Source organism: Streptomyces sp. NBC_01750 (assembly GCF_035918095.1).
In the GTDB taxonomy this organism is placed as follows: Bacteria; Actinomycetota; Actinomycetes; order Streptomycetales; family Streptomycetaceae; genus Streptomyces.
Map to the genome: position 1 here is coordinate 183,570 of NZ_CP109137.1, position 18,343 is coordinate 201,912.

An 18,343-nucleotide genomic window follows, 5' to 3' on the forward strand; every position below is an offset into this window, starting at 1 on the left:
GTCCAGTCCGTGCATCGGGCAGTGCAGATCTTGCGTGAACTCGCTTCCGGCGGTCCCCGGCTGGGCGTGACCGAGCTCGCCGACCGGCTGGGCGTCGCCAAGCCCACAGTGCACGCACTGCTGCGCACGCTGGAGATCGAGGGGCTGGTCTCGCAGGACCGGGACAGCTCGAAGTACCAGCTGGGGCCGAACCTGGTGCAGCTGGGCAACGCCTATCTCGACACCCAGGAACTGCGGACGCGGTCGTTGACCTGGGCGGACGCTCTGGCGACCCGGACGAAGGAAGCCGTGTGGGTGGGAGTCCTCACGGGCGATCACGTGCTGATCGTCCACCATGCCTTCCGACCCGAGGGTGCCGTGCAGATCCTCGAGGTGGGCGCGAGCATCCCGTGGAACACCTGCGCCCTGGGCAAGGCCATCGCAGCGTCGCTGCCGGCGGATGAGCGCGACCGCCTGCTCGCCGGAGATTTGGCGGTGCTCACCGGCGCCAGCATGACCGGCCGGGAGGAACTGGACCGGCACCTGGAGGACGCGCTCAAAGCGGGCTACGCGGTCGAGGACCAGGAGTCGGCCATCGGGGACGCGGGAATCGCCTCGCCGGTCTTCGACCGCTCCGGCGAGGTGGTGGGCGCCATCGGCATCGTCGGCCCGGTCGAGCGCATGCTGGGCGAACCGGTGCGCCAGGAACTCGCCGTCGCGGTCCGCGAGACCGCCCGCAACCTCTCCCGCGACCTGGGCGCCCCGCGTCGGGGCGCCTTCGCCACGGGTATCTGAGCGCGCTTGAGGTCTCGTGCAGCAGGCCCGCCGCACTGCGGCGCACGGCCGACCGGCGCACCGACCCCTTGACAGGCGTGAAACGTGGGTTTAATTTCCGGAACAACGTTCATCAATGATGAACAATGCCGGAGGGTGGATCGTCCGGTTCCCACATGGCCACCGGGTTATGCCCGAACACCAGGACCCGGCGGCCCCTCCCCTTCACAGCCCGCATCACGCGGAGGAGGTGAAGCGTCCGTGCCAGCGTCGGCACCGGGCGCCGTCAGATGGAAGAGAACTCCTGCCCACACAGGCTCCTCGACGAGACGCTGGGGACTGCCGTGCTGGCGTTCCGGGTCTGTCCTCGCGGCCGCGATCATCGGCGGCCACGCCCGTTCACCATGGCGCAGCAGGGAATGCTCTCTCACCTACGCCACTGCGGTCATCGCGATGGCCTACGAGGCGGCAGGCGTACGCGCCGCGAAGAACGTGACCACCGCCCGCAGCCTGGTCGGCACTACGTGACCAGTCCGGACATGCGGGTGTCTCCACCACGGTGTGCAGGGCGGATGCCGACACGCTGTCTCTGTGGGACGCGCCCGTGAACACCCCGCCCTGCTTGGGGCGCCTGAACCGGGTCGGGGGCGGGGCTGTGCCTGAGGCGCGGCCCGGGCGACGCAGCCGCGCGAACTGCGCCCCGCCCCCGGCCCTTCCAACCACCGACCCAGTACTCACCGATCACTGAACGGAGACCCCCATGGATGTCGACCTAGCCCGTGCGTGGGTGCAGGCCATCGCCGTTGCCGTGGGCCAGCACAAGGATCACCTCACCCAGCTCGACTCGGCGATCGGTGATGCCGACCACGGGACCAACCTGGACCGCGGATTCACCGCCGCTGCCGCTGCCGTAGCGGACCTCACCTCCGACACGGTCGGAGTCGTCCTCACCAAGACCGGCACCACCCTCATCTCCACCATCGGGGGCGCCTCGGGACCGCTGTACGGGGGCGCATTCCGCGCACTGGGCAAGGCCCTGGACACCCCTCTCGCCGACCCGCTCGTGTTCGCCGAGGCGCTTGCCGCTGGCCTGGAAAGCGTTCAGAAGCTGGGGACGGCCGTCCCCGGCGACAAGACGATGATCGACGCGTATGCGCCCGCCGTGGCTGTATTCGAGGAGCAGGCGCGTCAGGGAACCGGTTTCGCTACTGCGGCAGCGGCTGCCGCCGACGCCGCCGAAAAGGGCATGCGCGCCACCACTCCCTTGCAGGCGCGCAAGGGCCGCGCTTCCTACCTGGGGGCGCGCAGCGTCGGCCACCAGGACCCGGGGGCCACGTCGACTGCTCTGATCTTCCGTGCCCTCGCCGACACGGCGGCGCATGCGTGACCGACCGCCACTGCACAGGACATCAACCGACTCCCGGTGTCGGCCTGGGATGACCGTCCCTTGCCCGGCTTCTGCGGCCCACTGCCACCAGAACTGCCAAGAAGGTTTTCTCGTATGAGTCTGACACTCCGGGCGGCCTCGCCCCTGCGGATCGGTCTGGGGCTGGCTGCCGTCGGCCGGCCCGGATACATCACGCTGGGCCGGCACACGGATCTGCCCGCCGTACGCTCGGCCGAAGCGCTCAAGGAGCGGGCCTTCGCCCTGATGGACGCGGCCTACGCCCAGGGGGTGCGCTACTTCGATGCCGCCCGCTCCTACGGACTGGCGGAAACCTACCTCGCCCAGTGGCTTCAGGCCCGTCCCAATATCAAGAACATCGTGGTGGGCAGCAAGTGGGGCTACACCTACACCGCCGACTGGCGCACCCAGGCAGATGTCCACGAGGTCAAGGACCACAGCACGGACGCGTATGACCGCCAGGTCGCCGAGACCCGCGCCCTGCTCGGAGGCTGGCTCAGCCTGTACCAGATTCACTCCGTCACCCCGGACAGCCCTGCACTCAGCGACACCGCCCTGCACGAGCGGCTGGCACAACTGGCGGAAGAAGGAGTGACCGTCGGCCTGTCCACCAGTGGCCCCCGCCAGGCAGACACCATCCGCGCAGCGCTGTCCGTCACGGTGAGCGGAAGGCCGCTGTTCGGCAGTGTCCAGACCACCTACAACCTGCTGGAGCGCTCCGCGGGCGACGCGCTCGCTGAAGCACACGACGCCGGCTGCGCGGTGATCGTCAAGGAGGCCCTGGCCAACGGCCGCCTTGCCAGCCCTCACGTCGTCGCACCCGAGATGAGCGCGCTGCGCGAGATCGCCCAGCAGACAGGCACCTCGTGCGATGCCCTCGCTCTCGCGGCCGTTACTGCGCAGCCCTGGGCCGACGTCGTGCTCTCCGGAGCCGCCACGGTCGATCAGCTCACCAGCAACCTCGCGGCAGCACGTGTTCAGCTGAGTCCCACCCATCGGGAGCGGCTCACCGAACTGGCCCAGTCCGCCGATGCCTACTGGGCGCACCGATCACAGCTGGCCTGGGCGTGAGCCGCACAGCCAGCCCGTTCACCTGACCTCAACGCCCCAGCGCCTGACGGTCACTGATCCATCCAACCTCGCCTTTTTCGACGGAGCCTTCCCCCATGACGTACTTCCTCCCGCAAGCCGACACGGTTCTCAGCGCCGCACGCGGTCTCGCCCTGGCCAACCCCGGCCTGATCGAAGTGAACAGCAGCCCCCTGTACCTGCGGGCCCGCACCAGCAACCCCAACCGCACGGTCGCGCTGGTCTCGGGAGGCGGCTCCGGCCACGAACCGCTGCACACCGGACTCCTCGGCCCCGGCGGCCTTGACGCCGTCTGCCCCGGAGAGATTTTCGCCTCCCCGCACAACCGGCAGATCTACGAGGCCGGCGCGGCCGCCGCGAAGAGCAACGGCGTCCTGCTCATCATCAAGAACTACACCGGCGATGTGATCAACTTTCAGATCGCCGCGGAACGCCTTCGCCACGACGGCATTCCCGTAGCCACGGTCCTGGTCGACGACGACCTGGCCACCGATAAGACCGACACCGCGACCGGCCGCCGGGGCACCGCCGCAACCGTCGTCCTGGAGAAGCTGCTCGGAGCCTTCGCCGACCAGGGCGCCAAACTGGACGAACTCGCCACACTCGGCGCGGACATCGTCGCGCGCTCCCGCAGCCTCGCCGTCGCGGCCCGGGCCCAGACCTCACCCTCGACCGCGGCACCGGCCTTCGACCTGAGCCCCGGCACGCTCGACTACGGCGTCGGAATCCACGGCGAGCGCGGTACGCGCACCATCGACCACCGCCCCGTCGAGGAACTCGTCGCGCAGATGACCGACGATCTCCTCCAGGCCCTGCCCGCAGGGCAGGACAAGGTCCTAGCCGTCGTCAACGGCCTGGGTGCCACGACCAGCCTGGAACTGCACGCCATCGGCTCGATCCTGCACGACCTGCTGACGGCCCGCGACATCCAGCCCCTGGCCATCGTGCCCGGCACGTTCACCGCGGCCCTGGATATGGCCGGCTTCTCCATCACCTTCACCCACATGAAGGCGGAGTGGGCCAACTTGTGGACGGCACCCACCGACACGCCGCTTGTCCTGCCTTCCCTCACCCTGGCCCCGGACACTGCAGCCACCGTCGTTACCGAACCGGCCGCCACCCAGGTACGCGTGAGCGAGGCCCCGGCCAGCCGAGCCGTTCTCGACCGCTACTCGGCGATCGTCTCCCAGGCCCATGACAATCTCACCGCCCTCGACCAGCTCGTCGGAGACGGCGACTTCGGCGACAACCTCGTCGGCGGCGTACGCCGGGCGGTCAAGCTGAACGAATCGGGGACCGACGGCGTGGCCGCCCTGGCCGAGGCCTTCCTCAACGACGTCGGCGGCACCAGCGGCCCGCTCTTCGGACTCCTCTTCCAGCAATTGGCCACCGTGTTCTGGTCCGACGACCGGGTGCCTGACGCAGGGGCCGTCGCCGACGCAGCGCAATCCAGCCTCGCCGCGATCCACCGGGTCGGCGGAGCCGAGGTCGGCGACTGCACCCTCGTGGACGCACTCGCTCCCGCCATCGACGCCTTGGCCACGGCCGCCCGCGACGGCGCCGACAGCCCCTTCACCGCCGCCGCCGAGGCCGCCATCCAGGGAGCCCTGGGCACCGCGTCCCTCACCCCCCGGCGCGGCCGCGCCAGCTACGTGGGCCAGCACGCCATCGGCGTCCCCGACCCCGGCTCCTTCGGCGTGGCACTGCTGTTCACCGCGCTCGCCGGAGTCTACGAGCCGGCCACCGCCACGCGCCTGCCCGACCCACAGCGCATCACCTCGCGCTGACCCGGACCGGCGCGTGTCACGCCGACCACTGCACTGGCTCGGCACGGCATTCCCCGGCCACAAGACCCGCGCCCTGAACGGGCCTGAGTGTGCGATAGCGCCCTCAGGCCCGTTCTCTGCGTCCAAGTCAGCAAGCCGCCCAGGCAACGGATTTGCCAGCACCGCGACGCTCGAAGAGCGCCCTTGACCGCGCCACGGCGTCCGGTCAGTGGGTGGCGAGGAGTTCGAGCGTGTCGATCACGCGGTTGGAGAAGCCCCACTCGTTGTCGTACCAGGCGACCACCTTGACGTGACGGCCCTCGACGCGGGTGAGGGCCGAGTCGAAGATCGACGAGGCCGGGTTGCCGGTGATGTCGGAGGAGACGAGCGGGGCGTCGGAGTATTCGAGGACGCCGGCGAGCGGCCCCTCGGCCGCGGAACGGTAGGCCGCCAGCACGTCGTCGCGCGTCACGTCGCGGGCGACGGTGGTGTTGAGTTCGACGATCGAGCCCACCGGGACCGGTACGCGGATCGAGTCGCCGGACAGCTTGCCGTCCAGGTTCGGCAGCACCAGGCCGATCGCCTTGGCGGCGCCGGTCGTGGTCGGCACGATGTTGACGCCGGCGGCCCGGGCACGGCGCGGGTCGCGGTGCGGACCGTCCTGCAGGTTCTGCTCCTGCGTGTAGGCGTGCACCGTCGTCATGAAGCCGTGCTCGATACCGGCGAGTTCGTCGAGGACCGCAGCCAGCGGCGCGAGCGCGTTGGTGGTGCAGGAGGCATTCGAGACGACCGTGTGCAGGCCCGGGTCGTAGGCGTCCGTGTTGACCCCGAACGCGAGCGTGACGTCGGCACCGTCGGACGGCGCGCTGACGAGGACCTTGCGCGCGCCCGCGTCGAGGTGGGCACGGGCGGCCTTGGCCGAGGTGAAGCGGCCGGTGGCTTCGAGCACGATGTCGACGCCGAGTTCGGCCCACGGCAGCTGCGCCGGTTCGCGCTCGGCCAGCACCGTGATGCGACGGCCGTCGACGACGAGGGCGTTCCCGTCGACGGTCACCGGACGGCCGAGCCGACCAGCCGTGCTGTCGTAGGCGAGCAGCCTCGCGAGGGTGGCGGGCTCGGTGAGGTCGTTGACGGCGACGATCTCCAGGGGGCTGTCGCGCTCCAGGAGTGCGCGCAGCACGTTGCGTCCGATGCGGCCGAATCCGTTGATGGCGATGCGAGTCATGAATGAGGTCCCTTCCCTTCGCCACCAGGCTCGCCCCCGGCTCACGCCACTGCCAGTGGCGTGATCGCCACGGTTCGAAAGGATCCCGCCAAACGATGCCGGGGGGCTTACTCGCCTCGGGTGAAGGTGCGCCGGTACTCGCTCGGTGTGGTGCCCAGGATGCGCTGGAAGTGCAGGCGCAGGTTCGCGCCGGTGCCGAGCCCGACGTCGGCGGCGATCTGTTCGACGCCGAGCTCGGAACGTTCGAGCAGTTCGCGGGCCAGGTCGATGCGGGCGCGCGTCACCCACTGCATCGGCGTGTAGCCGGTCTCCTCGACGAAGCGCCGGGAGAACGTGCGCGGCGAGACCCCGGCCTGCCGCGCCAGTACGTCGAGAGTGAGGGGCTCGCCGAGGTGGTGCAGCACCCACTCACGGGTGGTGCCGAAGCGCTCGCCGAGCGGCTCGGGCACGCTGCCCGGCACGTACTGGGCCTGGCCGCCGCTGCGGTAGGGGGCCGCGACCAGGCGGCGGGCCGCGTGATTCGAGGCAGCCACTCCGAGGTCGCCGCGCAGGATGTGCAGGCACAGGTCGATGCCGGAGGCGGCGCCGGCCGAGGTGAGCACGCTGCCCTCGTCGACGAACAGCACGTTCTCGTCGACCTGGACGAGCGGATGCCTGGCCATGAGCGCCCGCGTGTAGTGCCAGTGCGTCGTGGCGCGCCTGCCGTCGAGCAGGCCCGTGGCGGCGAGCGCGAAGGCGCCCGTCGAGATGGCGGCGAGCCGCGCGCCCCGGTCGTGGGCGGCGATCAGTGCGTCGACGACGCGCTGCGGCGGGTCGTCGCGGTCCGGGTGCCGGTAGCCGGGGACGAAGACGATGTCGGCCCACGCAAGCGCGTCGACGCCGTGAGCGACGGAGTACGACAGGCCGTCGCCGCCGGTCACGAGACCGGGGGTCGCCCCGCACAGCCGCACCTCGTACGGCATGCTCGCGCGGGTCGTGAACACCTGCGCGGGAATGCCGACATCCAGCGGCTTCGCACCCTCGAGCACAAGGACGGCAACGCGATGCAAGGGGGAGGCTGGCACGGGAAAGAGGCTACGCGCGGGGCGTGGCTTCGATACGCCCACTGCGCGGACCGGGCAGACGACACCGGAGCGAATGCGGTCGAAGGGCTCGTTGGGAAGATCGCCATCTGCGCTGCCGTCGGGGTGACCGCAGGCGAAGTCCATGGCCGTAGTGAAGTGGCGGGCGCGTGTGTCGTGATCAATACAGCTAGGGCGTGCAGGGCGTCTCGGCGTTGAAGGCTGCGTCTTCGCGGTGTATTGCGTAGGCGATGAGGCTGTCGGACAAGGTTTCGCGTTCAGGCGTCCCACGGCGGCGGCCAGCAGAGCCAGCGTGCTGAGGCCGTTGGCGCGGACGTTCACAAGTACGCCGACACGAGGCGAGCGTTGTTGAGCTCAGGCTCCAAGAGCCGTGTGGAACGAGGCACCGCGCTCCGCCCCGGCTCGACCGCCCTACCCAACGCAGAGCTGAGGGGGCGCGGGTAGCTCAGGCGGGCAGTCTCGAGAGCTGATAGATGGACTCCATCTGGCGGATGGTGCCGCTCTTGGAGCGCATGACCAGCGAGCAGGTGGTGGCCCTTTCGGCTTCGTAACGCACTCCGCGCAGCAACTCGCCGTCGGTGATGCCGGTGGCGGCGAAGAACACGTTCTCCCCGCTGACGAGGTCGTTGGTGGTGAGCACCCGGTCCAGATCACGGCCGGCCTCCAGCGCCTTGTTGCGCTCCTGGTCGTCCTTCGGCCACAGCCGAGCCTGGATGACGCCGCCCAGGCATTTCATGGCGCAGGCCGCGATGATGCCCTCGGGTGTGCCGCCGACACCGAGCATCAGGTCCATGCCGGTGTCCTCGCGGGCGGCCATGATGGCACCGGCCACGTCGCCGTCCGAGATGAGCTTGATCCGGGCGCCGGCCTCCCGGACTTCCTCGACCAGGGTCTCGTGGCGGGGACGGTCCAGGATGACCACGGTGATGTCCTCGACCGCGCTGCCCTTGGCTTTGGCCACGCGGCGGATGTTCACCGCGGGCGGGGCGGTGATGTCGACATACGCGGCGGCCTGCGGGCCGGCCACCAGCTTGTCCATGTAGAAGACCGCGCTGGGGTCGAACATCGTGCCGCGTTCGGCCACCGCCAGTACCGACACCGCGTTGTTCATGCCCTTGGCCGTGAGCGTTGTCCCGTCGACCGGGTCCACGGCAACATCGCACTCGGCACCGGTCCCGTCGCCGATCCGCTCGCCGTTGAAGAGCATCGGGGCCTGGTCCTTCTCCCCTTCACCGATGACGACGACGCCGTTCATCGACACCGTACGCAGGAAGGTGCGCATGGCCTTGACGGCTGCGCCGTCGACGCCGTTCTTGTCGCTGCGGCCCACCCATCGGCCCGCTGCCATCGCGGCGGCCTCGGTGACCCGGACGAGTTCGAGCGCAAGGTTGCGGTCCGGTTTCTCGGGACCTGCCTCCGGGGTGGCGGGCAGTTCGGAGTTCTGGGCAGCCATCGATGACCTCTCTCTGTGTGCTCGAGGGTAGGGACCCCGGCGGCCGGTGCACGCAGATGCCTGGGGTCCGGGTGTCCGAGCAAGGTGGGGGTAGGGGGGTGTTGGAAGGGGCGCTGCGGTCGTGGGCAAGGGCGAACCGGGGGGGTGTGTTGGCGGGGGTGATCTGCAGCCGTGGGGCGTCTTTCCGCGGACCTCTCACGCCCAGGCCAGCCGCGACCGATGCGCCCAGTAGGCCTCGGCAGGCTCGGTCAGCTCGGCCAGCCGGTTGAGTTGGTCGAGATTGAGGCGCAGGTCTGCCGCCGTGAGATGGCCGGTGAGTTGCTCGACTGTGGCGGCTGATGAGAGCACCCCGTCCGCCCAGGGCTGCGCGAGGACTGCCGCGAGCGCCACGGCATCGCAGGAGACGTGCGTCTCTCGTGCGGACACGCGCAGCGCGGCCGCAACCGGCCCTAACGGAGGTCGGAGCCGGGGCGGAGTGCTGGGCCGACGATGCGGCAGGCGTCACGGCAGCGACGGTAGGCAGGACTGCCGAACGAGGTCCCAGACCTCTTCGGGACTCTCGCGGGTGAGGGCGGCGGCTGCCAGGGAGGTGCAGGTGCCGAGGCTGAGGCGGCGGATGCGGGCGCGGACTTCGTCGAGCGCGGCGGGGGCAACGGAGAGGATGTCGCAGCCGAGGCCGATGAGCAGGGGGGTGACGAGGGGGTGTGCGGCGGCGTCACCGCAGACGGAGACCTGACGGTGGTGGCGGTGTGCGGCGGTGACGACCTGGGCGATGGCGTGCAGGACGGCGGGGTGTGCGGCCATGGCCGGGGTGGCGGCGGGGTCGCGTCGGTCGATGCCCAGGATCTGGCTGGTGAGGTCGTTGCTGCCGATGGAGATGAAGGCCGATTCGCGGGCGAGTTCATCCGCCGCGGCGACGGCTTCGGGAAGTTCGACCATGATGCCCAGCGGGGGTGCGCTGACGCCGAGTTCGGTGGCCGCGGTATCGAGAAGGGCGCGGCAGGCGCGCAGTTCATCGATGCTCGCGACCATGGGGATCATGATGCGCAGGTCGGTGTCGGCTCCGGCGCTGAGCAGACTGCGGAACTGGTCGGCGAAGGCGTCGGGTTGGGCGAGCATCAGAGGCAGGCCGCGGCCGATCCGCTCGCCCTCGCGGCCCTGGGCGAGGAACGGCGGCAGTTTGTCGTCGGCGAAGTCCAGGGTTCGGGCGGTGACGGTCTGTCCTTGCAGGGCGCGCAGGACGGGGACGAGCGCGGCCGCATGCTGACTGCGGGTGGGCCAGGCGGCGTGGTTGAGGAAGGGCAGCTCGGTGCGGAGCAGACCGACCCCGTCGGCACCGGCGGTCAGGACTGCCCGGGCCTCGGCCGGCGAGGCCACGTTGGCCCGAAGAACGACGTCGTGCTCGTCCAGTGTCTTCGCCGGCAGGTGGCGCTCCTCCGCGAGCGCGAGCCTGCGAATCCGGGCAGCGTCGATCGCGTCAAGAGCGGTGGCACGTTCGCCGTCGTCGGGATGGACGACTGCGGTGGCCCGGTCGGTGTCGAGGAGGATTTCCTGCCCGTCGGGCAACTCAAGCAGCTGCGGGTCGACAGCGAGCAGGAGAGGAATGCCCTGCGAGCGGGCGACGATCGCAGCGTGGGAGTTCGGGCCGCCGGTGACGGAAATGGCGCCGGTCACTGTCTGGCCGGGTTCCAGCAGGTCTGCCGCGCCGATCTCCTGGGCCACCAGAACGAGGGGCTTATCGGGTGCCGGACCGGAGTCGCCGTACAGGTGGGCCAGGACACGACGGCCGACCTGCCGGACGTCGGCCGCACGGTCGGCGAGGGTCTGGTCATCCAGGGCGGCGATGATTCCGGCGTAGGCGTCGATGGCCTGCCTCACGGCGACGGCCACCGGCTGGCCTTCGGCCGCTCGCTTGACTGCCTGATCGCGCAGGTCCGGATCCTGTGCGATGTAGCAGTTGACCTCCATGATGTCGGCCTGTTCGTCCTTGTCCTGTTCGCGCAGGGAGGTGGACAGGTCGAGCAGGCGGGCGGCGACGGCGTCGAACGCGTCGGTGATCTGCTGCGCGCCGTCGCCGCTGGTGCGCTGGGGCAGCGAGCTGCGGATGGCGGGGCGGTCGGTGCGGCGCAGGAAGCCCAGGGCTGTACCGGCTGCGGCGGTACGCCCTTCATAGGTGCGGCGGTCGGTCATCGGGCTGCCGCCGTCTCCGCGAGGGCGCGGAAGACCAGGGCGGTGGAGGCGGTCCCGGGGTCGGGGTGGCCGATACTGCGGGCGCCGAGGTAGGAGGCGCGGCCCTTGCGGGCCTGCATCGGGGTGGTGGCGCGCATGCCTTCTTCGGCGGCGTTGGCTGCGGCGAGGGCGGCCGCGGCGAGGCCGGCTCCGGCGTCGGCCTGCTGCTGGAACGCGGCCAGCGCGGGCGTGTAGGCGTCGATCATGGTCTTGTCGCCCGGTGCGGCCGCTCCGAGCTTCTTGATGCTTTCCAGGCCGGCGGCGAGTGCGGCAGCGAATTCCTGGGTCGTGACTGTGGGGGCATCCAGAGTCTTGCCGATGGCACGGAAGGCACCCCCGTACAGCGGACCGGAGGCGCCCCCGACGCTGGAGATGAGGGTGGTGCCGGTCTTGACCAGCAGGGCGCCGACGGTGTCCGGCTCGATGCCGTCCAGGGCCGTGGTGGCGGCGGAGAAGCCGCGGTGCATGTTGACGCCGTGGTCGGCGTCGCCGATGGCCGAGTCGAGCCGGGTGAGGTGGTCCTTGTGCTGGTCCACGGCGGTGGCGATGGCCTGCACCCACGCGCGGGCGAGGTCGATGTCCACGGAGTCTCCGTTCATAGCTGGCATGGCAGGTTCACGAGGGGATGAGCCGGGGGCGGGACCGCTGATGCGGAAGGGGTGCGGTCCGGGGAGAGCGGCAGCGGGGAGGCTCTGGCCCGGGCCCTCGCGTATCGCGGAGCCCGCCCCCGGCTCGCTTCAGGCGCCCCAGCGCAGAGCGGGGGTGTTCACGGGCGCGTCCCACAGGGCGAGCATGTCGGCATCGGCCTTGCACACCGTGATGGAGACGCCCGCCATGTCCAGGCTGGTCACGTAGTTGCCGACCAGTCTGCGGGCGATGGTCACGTTCTTCGCGGCGAGCACCTCTGCCGCCTCGTTGAACACCACGTACAACTCGATGAGCGGGGTGCCGCCCAGCCCGTTGACCATGACGATGGTCTCCTCGCCGGCGGCCAGGGGCTGGTCGGCGAGGATGGCGTCCAGGGCGGTGGCCACGATCTCCTTGGCCGACCGGAGCTTCTCCCTGCGGCGGCCGGGCTCGCCGTGGATGCCGACGCCGACCTCCATCTCGTCCTCGGGCAGGTCGAAGCCCGGCTTGCCGGAGGCCGGGGTGGTGCAGGCGGTCAGGGCGACGGCGAAGGACCGGGAGGCGGCGTTGACCCGCTTGGCCATCTCGGCGACGGCGGCGAGGTCGGCGCCCCTCTCGGCAAGGGCCCCGGCGATCTTCTCGACGAAGACGGTGGCGCCGGTGCCCCGGCGCCCGGCGGTCCAGGTGGAGTCCTGGACGGCGACGTCGTCGTCGACCAGCACGGTCTCCACCGTGATGCCTTCCTCGGTCGCCAGTTCGGCGGCCATCTGGAAGTTGAGGACGTCACCGGTGTAGTTCTTCACGATGAACAGCACGCCGGAGCCGCCGTTGACGGACTGGGCCGCGATGAGCATCTGGCCGGGCACGGGCGAGGTGAACACCTCCCCGGGGCAGGCGGCGTCCAGCATGCCGAGTCCCACGAAGCCGCCGTGCAGCGGCTCGTGCCCGGAACCCCCACCGGACAGCAGGGCCACCTTGCCCGCTCTGGTGCCGCCCGCGCGGGTGATCACCTTGTTCTCCGCGTCGACCTTCAGCTCCGGGTGAGCGGCGGCGATACCGGCCAGGGCCTCATCCAGCACCGCCTCGGGGGCGTTGATGAGCTTCTTCACGACAGGGCTCCTTGGGCATCGGCGGGCTCGACGGCCCGGTTCCCGGCTGCGTGTGCGGCGGCGGCCTTGCGGTGGGTGTTGAGGGCGGTGTAGAGGACGCCGGCGGCGAGGGCGCCGATCACCTCGGCGGCCAGGTAGACGGGCAGCTGGTCCCAGTGGACCGTGCCGTTGAAGAGCTCGCCGGTGATCATCGGGCCGAGCGTCCTGGCCGGGTTGATGGACGCCGCGGTGGCGGGCGCCACCGGAATGATGATCGCGAACACGCCGAGGCCGATGGCCAGGCCCGCGAAGCCGCCGGCCGCGCGCCGGTCGATGGCCCCGAAGACGATGAACGCGAGGATGAACGTGCCGATGGCTTCGGCGAAGAAGGCCTGCCCCGCGCCGACACCGGTGCCGTAGGCGGCGATACCGAGGCCGACATCGACCGCCTTCTTCCCCAGCACCCCCACGATCGCAAGCGCCCCCAGCACCGCACCGGCCACCTGGGCCGCGATGTAGCCGGGGACGTCCCGCCAGGGCATCTTCTTCGTGGCCGCCAGCGCCAGGGTGATGGCCGGGTTGATCTGGCAGCCGGAGATATGGCCGATCGCATAGACCATCGCGATGACCGCGGTGGCGAACGCGAGCGAGATCATTCCCAGCTGCGCCATGGTGAACGGGGCATCGCCGCCGACGATGAGCGTCGCGGGGACCGAACCGACACCGATGAACACCAGCACCGCGGTGCCCAGCATCTCGGCGAGAAGTTTCTGTGGGTAGGTGTTCTCTTCCATAGTTGGGCGCCCATGCCACATTGCATGGGGCGCTCACCTCCTCCGCATGAGCGGGCTGTGAAGGGAGGGGGCCGCCAGGTGGTCAGGGTCGGGCAACCTGGCGGCCGGCTCAGGGGAAACCGGAAAGCCAGCGGCATCCGGGCAAACGGTTCATCATGGATGAACGGTGTTCCGAGAAATTAAGTCCGCGTTTCGCGCCTGTCAAGAGGTTCGGCAACCCGCTCCAGCGGCGGACAGCGAAAGGTCACGGCGGCGCCGGGGTCGTGCATGAGAGGTGCAGTGGTCGCCGTCCCCGTGCGGAGGGCGCCGAGCCGCAGATCGGGCAGCGCCCCAAGCGGTCCCCGACCGCCTGGCGGATTGCGAACGGCCTCCCGCACGGCCACTGCAGGCCCCTGACGTCCCGGTTCGGCCGACAGGCGCTCAACGGGGCCGACGGTTGCGATGGCGCCGACCACCGCGCGGGGCAGCCGAAGGCAGGAGAGGCGAAACGCGCCACCGGGGGGCGGTGCCGACGAGCGCCGCCTGCCGCATCGAGAAATTTCCCATGAGTTCCGTATTGATGAACAACGTTACGAGATTTAACGTAGTCGTTCATGAACACACCTGTTGGCATCGTGCTTGTGTCCCACAGTGCCGAGCTCGCCTCGGGCCTGCGCCTGCTGGTCGAGCAGATCGGCTCGGAGGACGTCCCCCTCGCCACCGCCGGAGGAACCGACGACGGCCGGATCGGCACCAGCTACAACCTCCTTCTCAACGCGATCAAGGACGCCGACCGTGGGGGCGGCGTCATCGTCCTTCCCGACCTGGGCAGCTCCGTCCTGACCGCCCGCACCGTCCTGGAAGACCATCCCCGCCCCGACGTCGTCCTCGTCGACGCGCCCTTCGTCGAAGGAGCCGTCGCAGCCGTCGTCACCGCCGCATCCGGCGCCGATCTCAAGACCGTCGCCGACGCCGCCAAGGAGGCCCGCAATGTCCACAAGCTCTGACTCCACCGCCACGACCACGGCCAGTCACGAAATCGCCGTCGTCCTGCCCGCCAATCTGCACGCCCGCCCCGCAGGCCAACTCGCCCGTGCCGCAGCCGGATTCACCAGTACCGTGCAGCTCGAATACGACGGCCGGACCGTCAACCCGACAGGCGTCCTGTCCGTCATGGGCCTGGGCGCCACCGCCCAAAGCACCGTGACCGTGCGTGCCGAAGGGCCCGACGCCGAACAGGCCGTCGCGGCACTGGCCGACATCCTCGCCACGGCCGAATAACCCCGCCGCCCCCGCACCGAACGCGCCGCCGCCTCCGACGGTGCACTCAGCCAAACGGATGCACCATTGAGGTGTGGGACCAACAATCGACAAGCCGGAAGCGCCTGTCGCCGAGACGGAAGGCTCTCCATTCGACATCACGGATGCCGCAGTCGTGGTGGTGGACTCGCACGGCCTGGTCCAGCACTGGAGCGGTGGTGCCGAGGAGCTGTTCGGCTACACCGTGACGGAAGCGGCCGCACGCCCTGTCACGGAAATACTGGCGATTCCGTGGGACGAGCGCTGGGAGATAGCTGAACGGCACCTGGCCGGAAGAGGATGGACGAGCTCGCTCACGGCGCACCACCGCGACGGCAACCGCCTTCAGATCAGGGCGCAGGTCTGCCCGCTGGGCCCCGATCACCAGGCCAGCTGGCTCATCGTGGCCACCGACCTCGCCGCCACGCAGGCGCGGGAGCGCGAGCATGCGATCCTGCGCGGACTGTTCACCCAGTCTCCGGTCGGTCTGGCTGTCGTGGACCCGCAATTCAGGCTCGTCATGATCAACCCCGCCCTGGAACGCATGGACGGTGTCCCTGCACGGCTACGGCTGGGCCGCGCACTGGGCGACACCGTTCCCGAAGGGGCTGGTCCGATGACAGAAGCCCGCGCCCGGGAGGTGCTGGAGACCGGTGAGCCCCAGGTCGTCGTCTCCCACGTCGATCCCCCAGGCGCTTCTTCTTCCCACCTACCGCACGTCCGCTCCCGCTCCTCCTTCAGGCTTCAGGACCCCGCCGGCCACACCCTGGGCATGGGCCAAGCGGTACTCGATGTCACCAGCTACTACCGTGCGCGACGGCACCTCGCCTTGATCAACGAGGCCGGTGTCCGTATCGGCAGCACGCTGGATCTCGACCGCACGGTCCAGGAACTCGCCGAGGTGCTGGTCCCGCAGGTCGCCGACTTCGTCGCCGTCGACCTGTCAACTGCCGTCATCCATGGCCAAGAGCCCGATCCGGTCTTCATCGCCGGCTCCGCCGAACTGCTACGGGGCGCTCAGCAGTCCATCCGAGAGGACCTCCCGGAATCTGTGGTGCCGCTGGGGGCACCGGTCACCTACTCAGAGACATCGCCTCAGCACCGTTGCGTTGCCACGGGCCGTCCCGTGCTGGACCCCGTCGTGGATCTGTCCACCTCCTGGCTGTCGAAGGATGCGGCGCGCTCGGCCAAGCTGAGGGAAGTCGGCATCCACTCCCACCTGGTGGTACCGCTGCGCGCCCGCGGCATCACCATGGGTGTGGCCACCTTGGTGCGCTGGAAGAATCCCGAAGCCTTCGACGCCGACGACCTGCTCCTTGTAGAAGAACTCGCCGCCCGCGCGGCCGTCTGCATCGACAACGCCCGGCGCTTCGCACGCGAACACCGCGCCGCCCTGTCCCTCCAGCGCAACCTGCTCCCGCAGGACCTGCCGACCCCGACCGCCGTAGAAGTCGCCTACCGCTATCTGCCGGCCGACACCCACGCCGGCGTCGGCGGAGACTGGTTCGATGTGCTGCCCCTGTCCGGCACGCGCGTCGGACTGGTCGTCGGCGATGTCGTCGGCCACGGAATGAACGCGGCCGCCACCATGGGACGGCTGCGCACCGCCGTCCAAACCCTGGCCGATCTCGACCTGCCGCCCGATGAGCTTCTCGCCCACCTCGACGACTTGGTCGCCCACCTGGACGAAGCGGAGACCGCAGGCCGCGACGTCCCCGGGGTGATCGGGGCCACCTGTCTGTACTGCGTGTACGACCCCATCTCCCGCACCGCCGACATCGCCCGCGCGGGACATCCCCCACCTGCCATCGCCCACCCCGACAAAGCCGTCGAATTCCTGGAGATTCCAGCAGGGCCGCCACTCGGACTCGGCGGCCTGCCCTTCGAATGCACGCAGGTACCGATCCCGGACGGAAGCGTCCTCGCCTTCTACACCGACGGCCTCATCACCGCCTCCTCCGACCGTGACATCGATCTTGGCTTCACACGGCTGGCCTTCGCGCTGGCACATCCCGACCACCCGCTGGAAGAAATCTGCGACGACATGGAGCACCTGCTGCTACCCGACCGTCCCCGCGACGACGTCGCCTTCCTCGTCGCACGCCCACGCTCCCTCAGCGAAGAGAACGTCGCGACCTGGCACCTGCCCCGCGAACTCACCGCCGTCCGCCAAGCGCGCTCCCTCACCACCCGGCAACTCGACGCCTGGCATCTGGAAGATCTCGCCTTCACTGCCGAACTGATCGTCAGCGAGCTGGTGACCAACGCCATCCGCCACGCCTCCGGCCCCGTCAGCCTTCGCCTCATCCGGGACATCAACCTGATCTTCGAAGTCTCCGACGGCAGCCACACCTCACCCCACCTGCGCCGCGCCCACACCAACGACGAAGGCGGACGAGGACTCTTCCTGGTAGCCCAGTTCGCCCAACGCTGGGGAACCCGCTACACGACGGACGGCAAGACCATCTGGGCCGAACAACTTCTCCCCATGAACGGCCACCCGTAGCAGCACCGAGGCGGCCGAGTCGCAGCTCAGGCCAGCCGTCCGTGCCGGGCCGTGGCCTCGTCGATGTACCGACGTCACGTTCGTCCGCTTCGGCTGCCGCGCTCCACCGTGGCCAGGACCAGGGCTACGCCTGGGGGGCAAGCTCGGCCATGGGCCTCAACCGTGCTGGTCGGGAACGGTCACATTGATGATCTCGGGCGTCTCGGCGATGGCGGCAGCCATCGTGGCCAGCCCAGCCGTGAAATGGTCGGACTGTACGTGGGCCGCTGCGGCAGCGTCATCCGCGAATGCCTCCAGCAGCGTTGTCTCGCGGATCGCCGCGAGTTTCGGCCCGTCGTCGAGGAGCGGCTGCCCGTCCTCGCTGGCGATGATCCTGCTGTCGGACGCCATCACGTGGCCGTGTTCGAGGACTTCGAGGGCGGAACATGTACAGGTCGTCGAGCTGCGCGGCCTCGGAGGCGACGAGCGGACGCTCTCACGACACCTTCGGAGGGGGTGTCGATCGCCTGTGGCGTCTCGTCCGCGTCGCAGTCGGCTGCTACGGGGAGCGAATAGGACACCTCGCAACTACTGCGGAGATATATGAAATGCGGTCGAACCCGGCTCATTACTGGAATCCGACCGCATGTACGGAAACAAGAGACGGAACACGCATGAGCGAACAGATCAGTGCCGACCTGCCCCCGATGCCTGACTCCTCGCCGAAGGCTCCGAAGCCCTCGGGCCGCCACGCGTTTCTGAAGGGCTGACGGTCGGGGTCCTGACGTCCGCCGCCAAGGACGACGAGGAGGGCTCCAAGAGCCCGGCGAAGGCCGCCTCCGGGGCCACAGCGACGGCCGTCGGGGTGGCGGACAAGCCCACCGAGGAGCCCACGTTGGAGGAGATCTACAACAAGGCCCCCGCCCGCGAGGAGTGCTCGCTGGACCTGAAGACCAAGTCGAGGCAGTGCTTCGGCTCCGCCGGGTGCAACGTCACGCTGGAGCCCAACCTGTCCTACCTCGGTCCGCTGCCGCTCGACCCCGACAAGACCTACTCGATCACATACGAG

Annotated in this window: 17 protein-coding genes; 8 read left to right on the plus strand and 9 right to left on the minus strand. The window is 69.8% G+C overall.

Annotated elements, in window-relative coordinates; genetic code table 11:
* Positions 1-9 precede the first annotated feature (9 nt).
* The 5 genes from OG966_RS00700 (at position 10) to OG966_RS00720 (ending at position 5,034) form a co-directional block, all read left to right on the plus strand.
* Entirely contained in the window at positions 10-774 is a 765-nt protein-coding gene (locus tag OG966_RS00700) for an IclR family transcriptional regulator (protein WP_326647329.1), read from the plus strand.
* 240 nt (positions 775-1,014) lie between these two features.
* Positions 1,015-1,281 (plus strand): hypothetical protein, encoded by a 267-nt coding sequence (locus OG966_RS00705; RefSeq protein ID WP_326647330.1) that lies wholly within the window; start codon positions 1,015-1,017, stop codon positions 1,279-1,281.
* 232 nt (positions 1,282-1,513) lie between these two features.
* Positions 1,514-2,140, plus strand: coding sequence for a dihydroxyacetone kinase subunit DhaL (gene dhaL, locus OG966_RS00710; protein ID WP_326647331.1), 627 nt, complete (start codon positions 1,514-1,516; stop codon positions 2,138-2,140).
* Between the two features lie 114 nt (positions 2,141-2,254).
* Positions 2,255-3,229, plus strand: a complete 975-nt coding sequence (locus tag OG966_RS00715; protein ID WP_326647332.1) for an aldo/keto reductase — start codon at positions 2,255-2,257, stop codon at positions 3,227-3,229.
* A 95-nt stretch (positions 3,230-3,324) separates the two neighbouring features.
* Positions 3,325-5,034: a dihydroxyacetone kinase family protein gene (locus tag OG966_RS00720; protein ID WP_326647333.1), complete on the plus strand. Its 1,710-nt coding sequence runs from the start codon at positions 3,325-3,327 to the stop codon at positions 5,032-5,034.
* Between the two features lie 205 nt (positions 5,035-5,239).
* Here the strand turns inward: OG966_RS00720 and gap are convergent, their stop codons facing one another.
* The 8 genes from gap to OG966_RS00760 form a co-directional block, all read right to left on the minus strand.
* Positions 5,240-6,238, minus strand: a complete 999-nt coding sequence (gene gap / locus OG966_RS00725) for a type I glyceraldehyde-3-phosphate dehydrogenase (RefSeq protein WP_326647334.1) — start codon at positions 6,236-6,238, stop codon at positions 5,240-5,242.
* Between the two features lie 107 nt (positions 6,239-6,345).
* On the minus strand, positions 6,346-7,302 hold the full coding sequence (locus OG966_RS00730) for a GlxA family transcriptional regulator (protein WP_326647335.1): 957 nt from the start codon (positions 7,300-7,302) through the stop codon (positions 6,346-6,348).
* A 463-nt stretch (positions 7,303-7,765) separates the two neighbouring features.
* Positions 7,766-8,773, minus strand: coding sequence for a class II fructose-bisphosphatase (glpX, locus tag OG966_RS00735; protein ID WP_326647336.1), 1,008 nt, complete (start codon positions 8,771-8,773; stop codon positions 7,766-7,768).
* 195 nt (positions 8,774-8,968) lie between these two features.
* Positions 8,969-9,199: a hypothetical protein gene (locus tag OG966_RS00740; protein WP_326647337.1), complete on the minus strand. Its 231-nt coding sequence runs from the start codon at positions 9,197-9,199 to the stop codon at positions 8,969-8,971.
* 75 nt (positions 9,200-9,274) lie between these two features.
* Positions 9,275-10,963, minus strand: a complete 1,689-nt coding sequence (locus tag OG966_RS00745; protein ID WP_326647339.1) for a phosphoenolpyruvate--protein phosphotransferase — start codon at positions 10,961-10,963, stop codon at positions 9,275-9,277.
* The gene (dhaL, locus tag OG966_RS00750) at positions 10,960-11,601 is read right to left on the minus strand and encodes a dihydroxyacetone kinase subunit DhaL (protein ID WP_326647340.1); all 642 of its coding nucleotides are present in this window, start codon (positions 11,599-11,601) and stop codon (positions 10,960-10,962) included. The genes OG966_RS00745 and dhaL (OG966_RS00750) overlap by 4 nt, the downstream gene beginning before the upstream one ends.
* Before the next feature lie 138 nt (positions 11,602-11,739).
* Positions 11,740-12,738 carry a dihydroxyacetone kinase subunit DhaK gene (gene dhaK / locus OG966_RS00755; RefSeq protein ID WP_326647341.1) on the minus strand — a complete coding sequence of 333 codons (999 nt, stop codon included), beginning with the start codon at positions 12,736-12,738 and terminating at the stop codon, positions 11,740-11,742.
* Complete coding sequence (locus OG966_RS00760; RefSeq protein ID WP_326647342.1) at positions 12,735-13,511, minus strand: MIP/aquaporin family protein; 777 nt, start codon at positions 13,509-13,511, stop codon at positions 12,735-12,737. The genes dhaK and OG966_RS00760 overlap by 4 nt, the downstream gene beginning before the upstream one ends.
* A 593-nt stretch (positions 13,512-14,104) precedes the next feature.
* Here OG966_RS00760 and dhaM point away from each other — a divergent pair.
* The 3 genes from dhaM to OG966_RS00775 all read left to right on the plus strand — a co-directional run bounded on the left by dhaM (position 14,105) and on the right by OG966_RS00775 (position 17,295).
* Positions 14,105-14,497 (plus strand): dihydroxyacetone kinase phosphoryl donor subunit DhaM, encoded by a 393-nt coding sequence (dhaM, locus tag OG966_RS00765; RefSeq protein ID WP_326647343.1) that lies wholly within the window; start codon positions 14,105-14,107, stop codon positions 14,495-14,497.
* Complete coding sequence (locus OG966_RS00770) at positions 14,481-14,771, plus strand: HPr family phosphocarrier protein (protein ID WP_326647345.1); 291 nt, start codon at positions 14,481-14,483, stop codon at positions 14,769-14,771. Before dhaM ends, OG966_RS00770 begins: the two co-directional genes overlap by 17 nt.
* Before the next feature lie 73 nt (positions 14,772-14,844).
* Complete coding sequence (locus tag OG966_RS00775) at positions 14,845-17,295, plus strand: SpoIIE family protein phosphatase (protein ID WP_326647347.1); 2,451 nt, start codon at positions 14,845-14,847, stop codon at positions 17,293-17,295.
* 156 nt (positions 17,296-17,451) lie between these two features.
* Here the strand turns inward: OG966_RS00775 and OG966_RS40610 are convergent, their stop codons facing one another.
* Positions 17,452-17,685 carry a hypothetical protein gene (locus tag OG966_RS40610; protein ID WP_406733540.1) on the minus strand — a complete coding sequence of 78 codons (234 nt, stop codon included), beginning with the start codon at positions 17,683-17,685 and terminating at the stop codon, positions 17,452-17,454.
* Positions 17,686-18,343 lie beyond the last annotated feature (658 nt).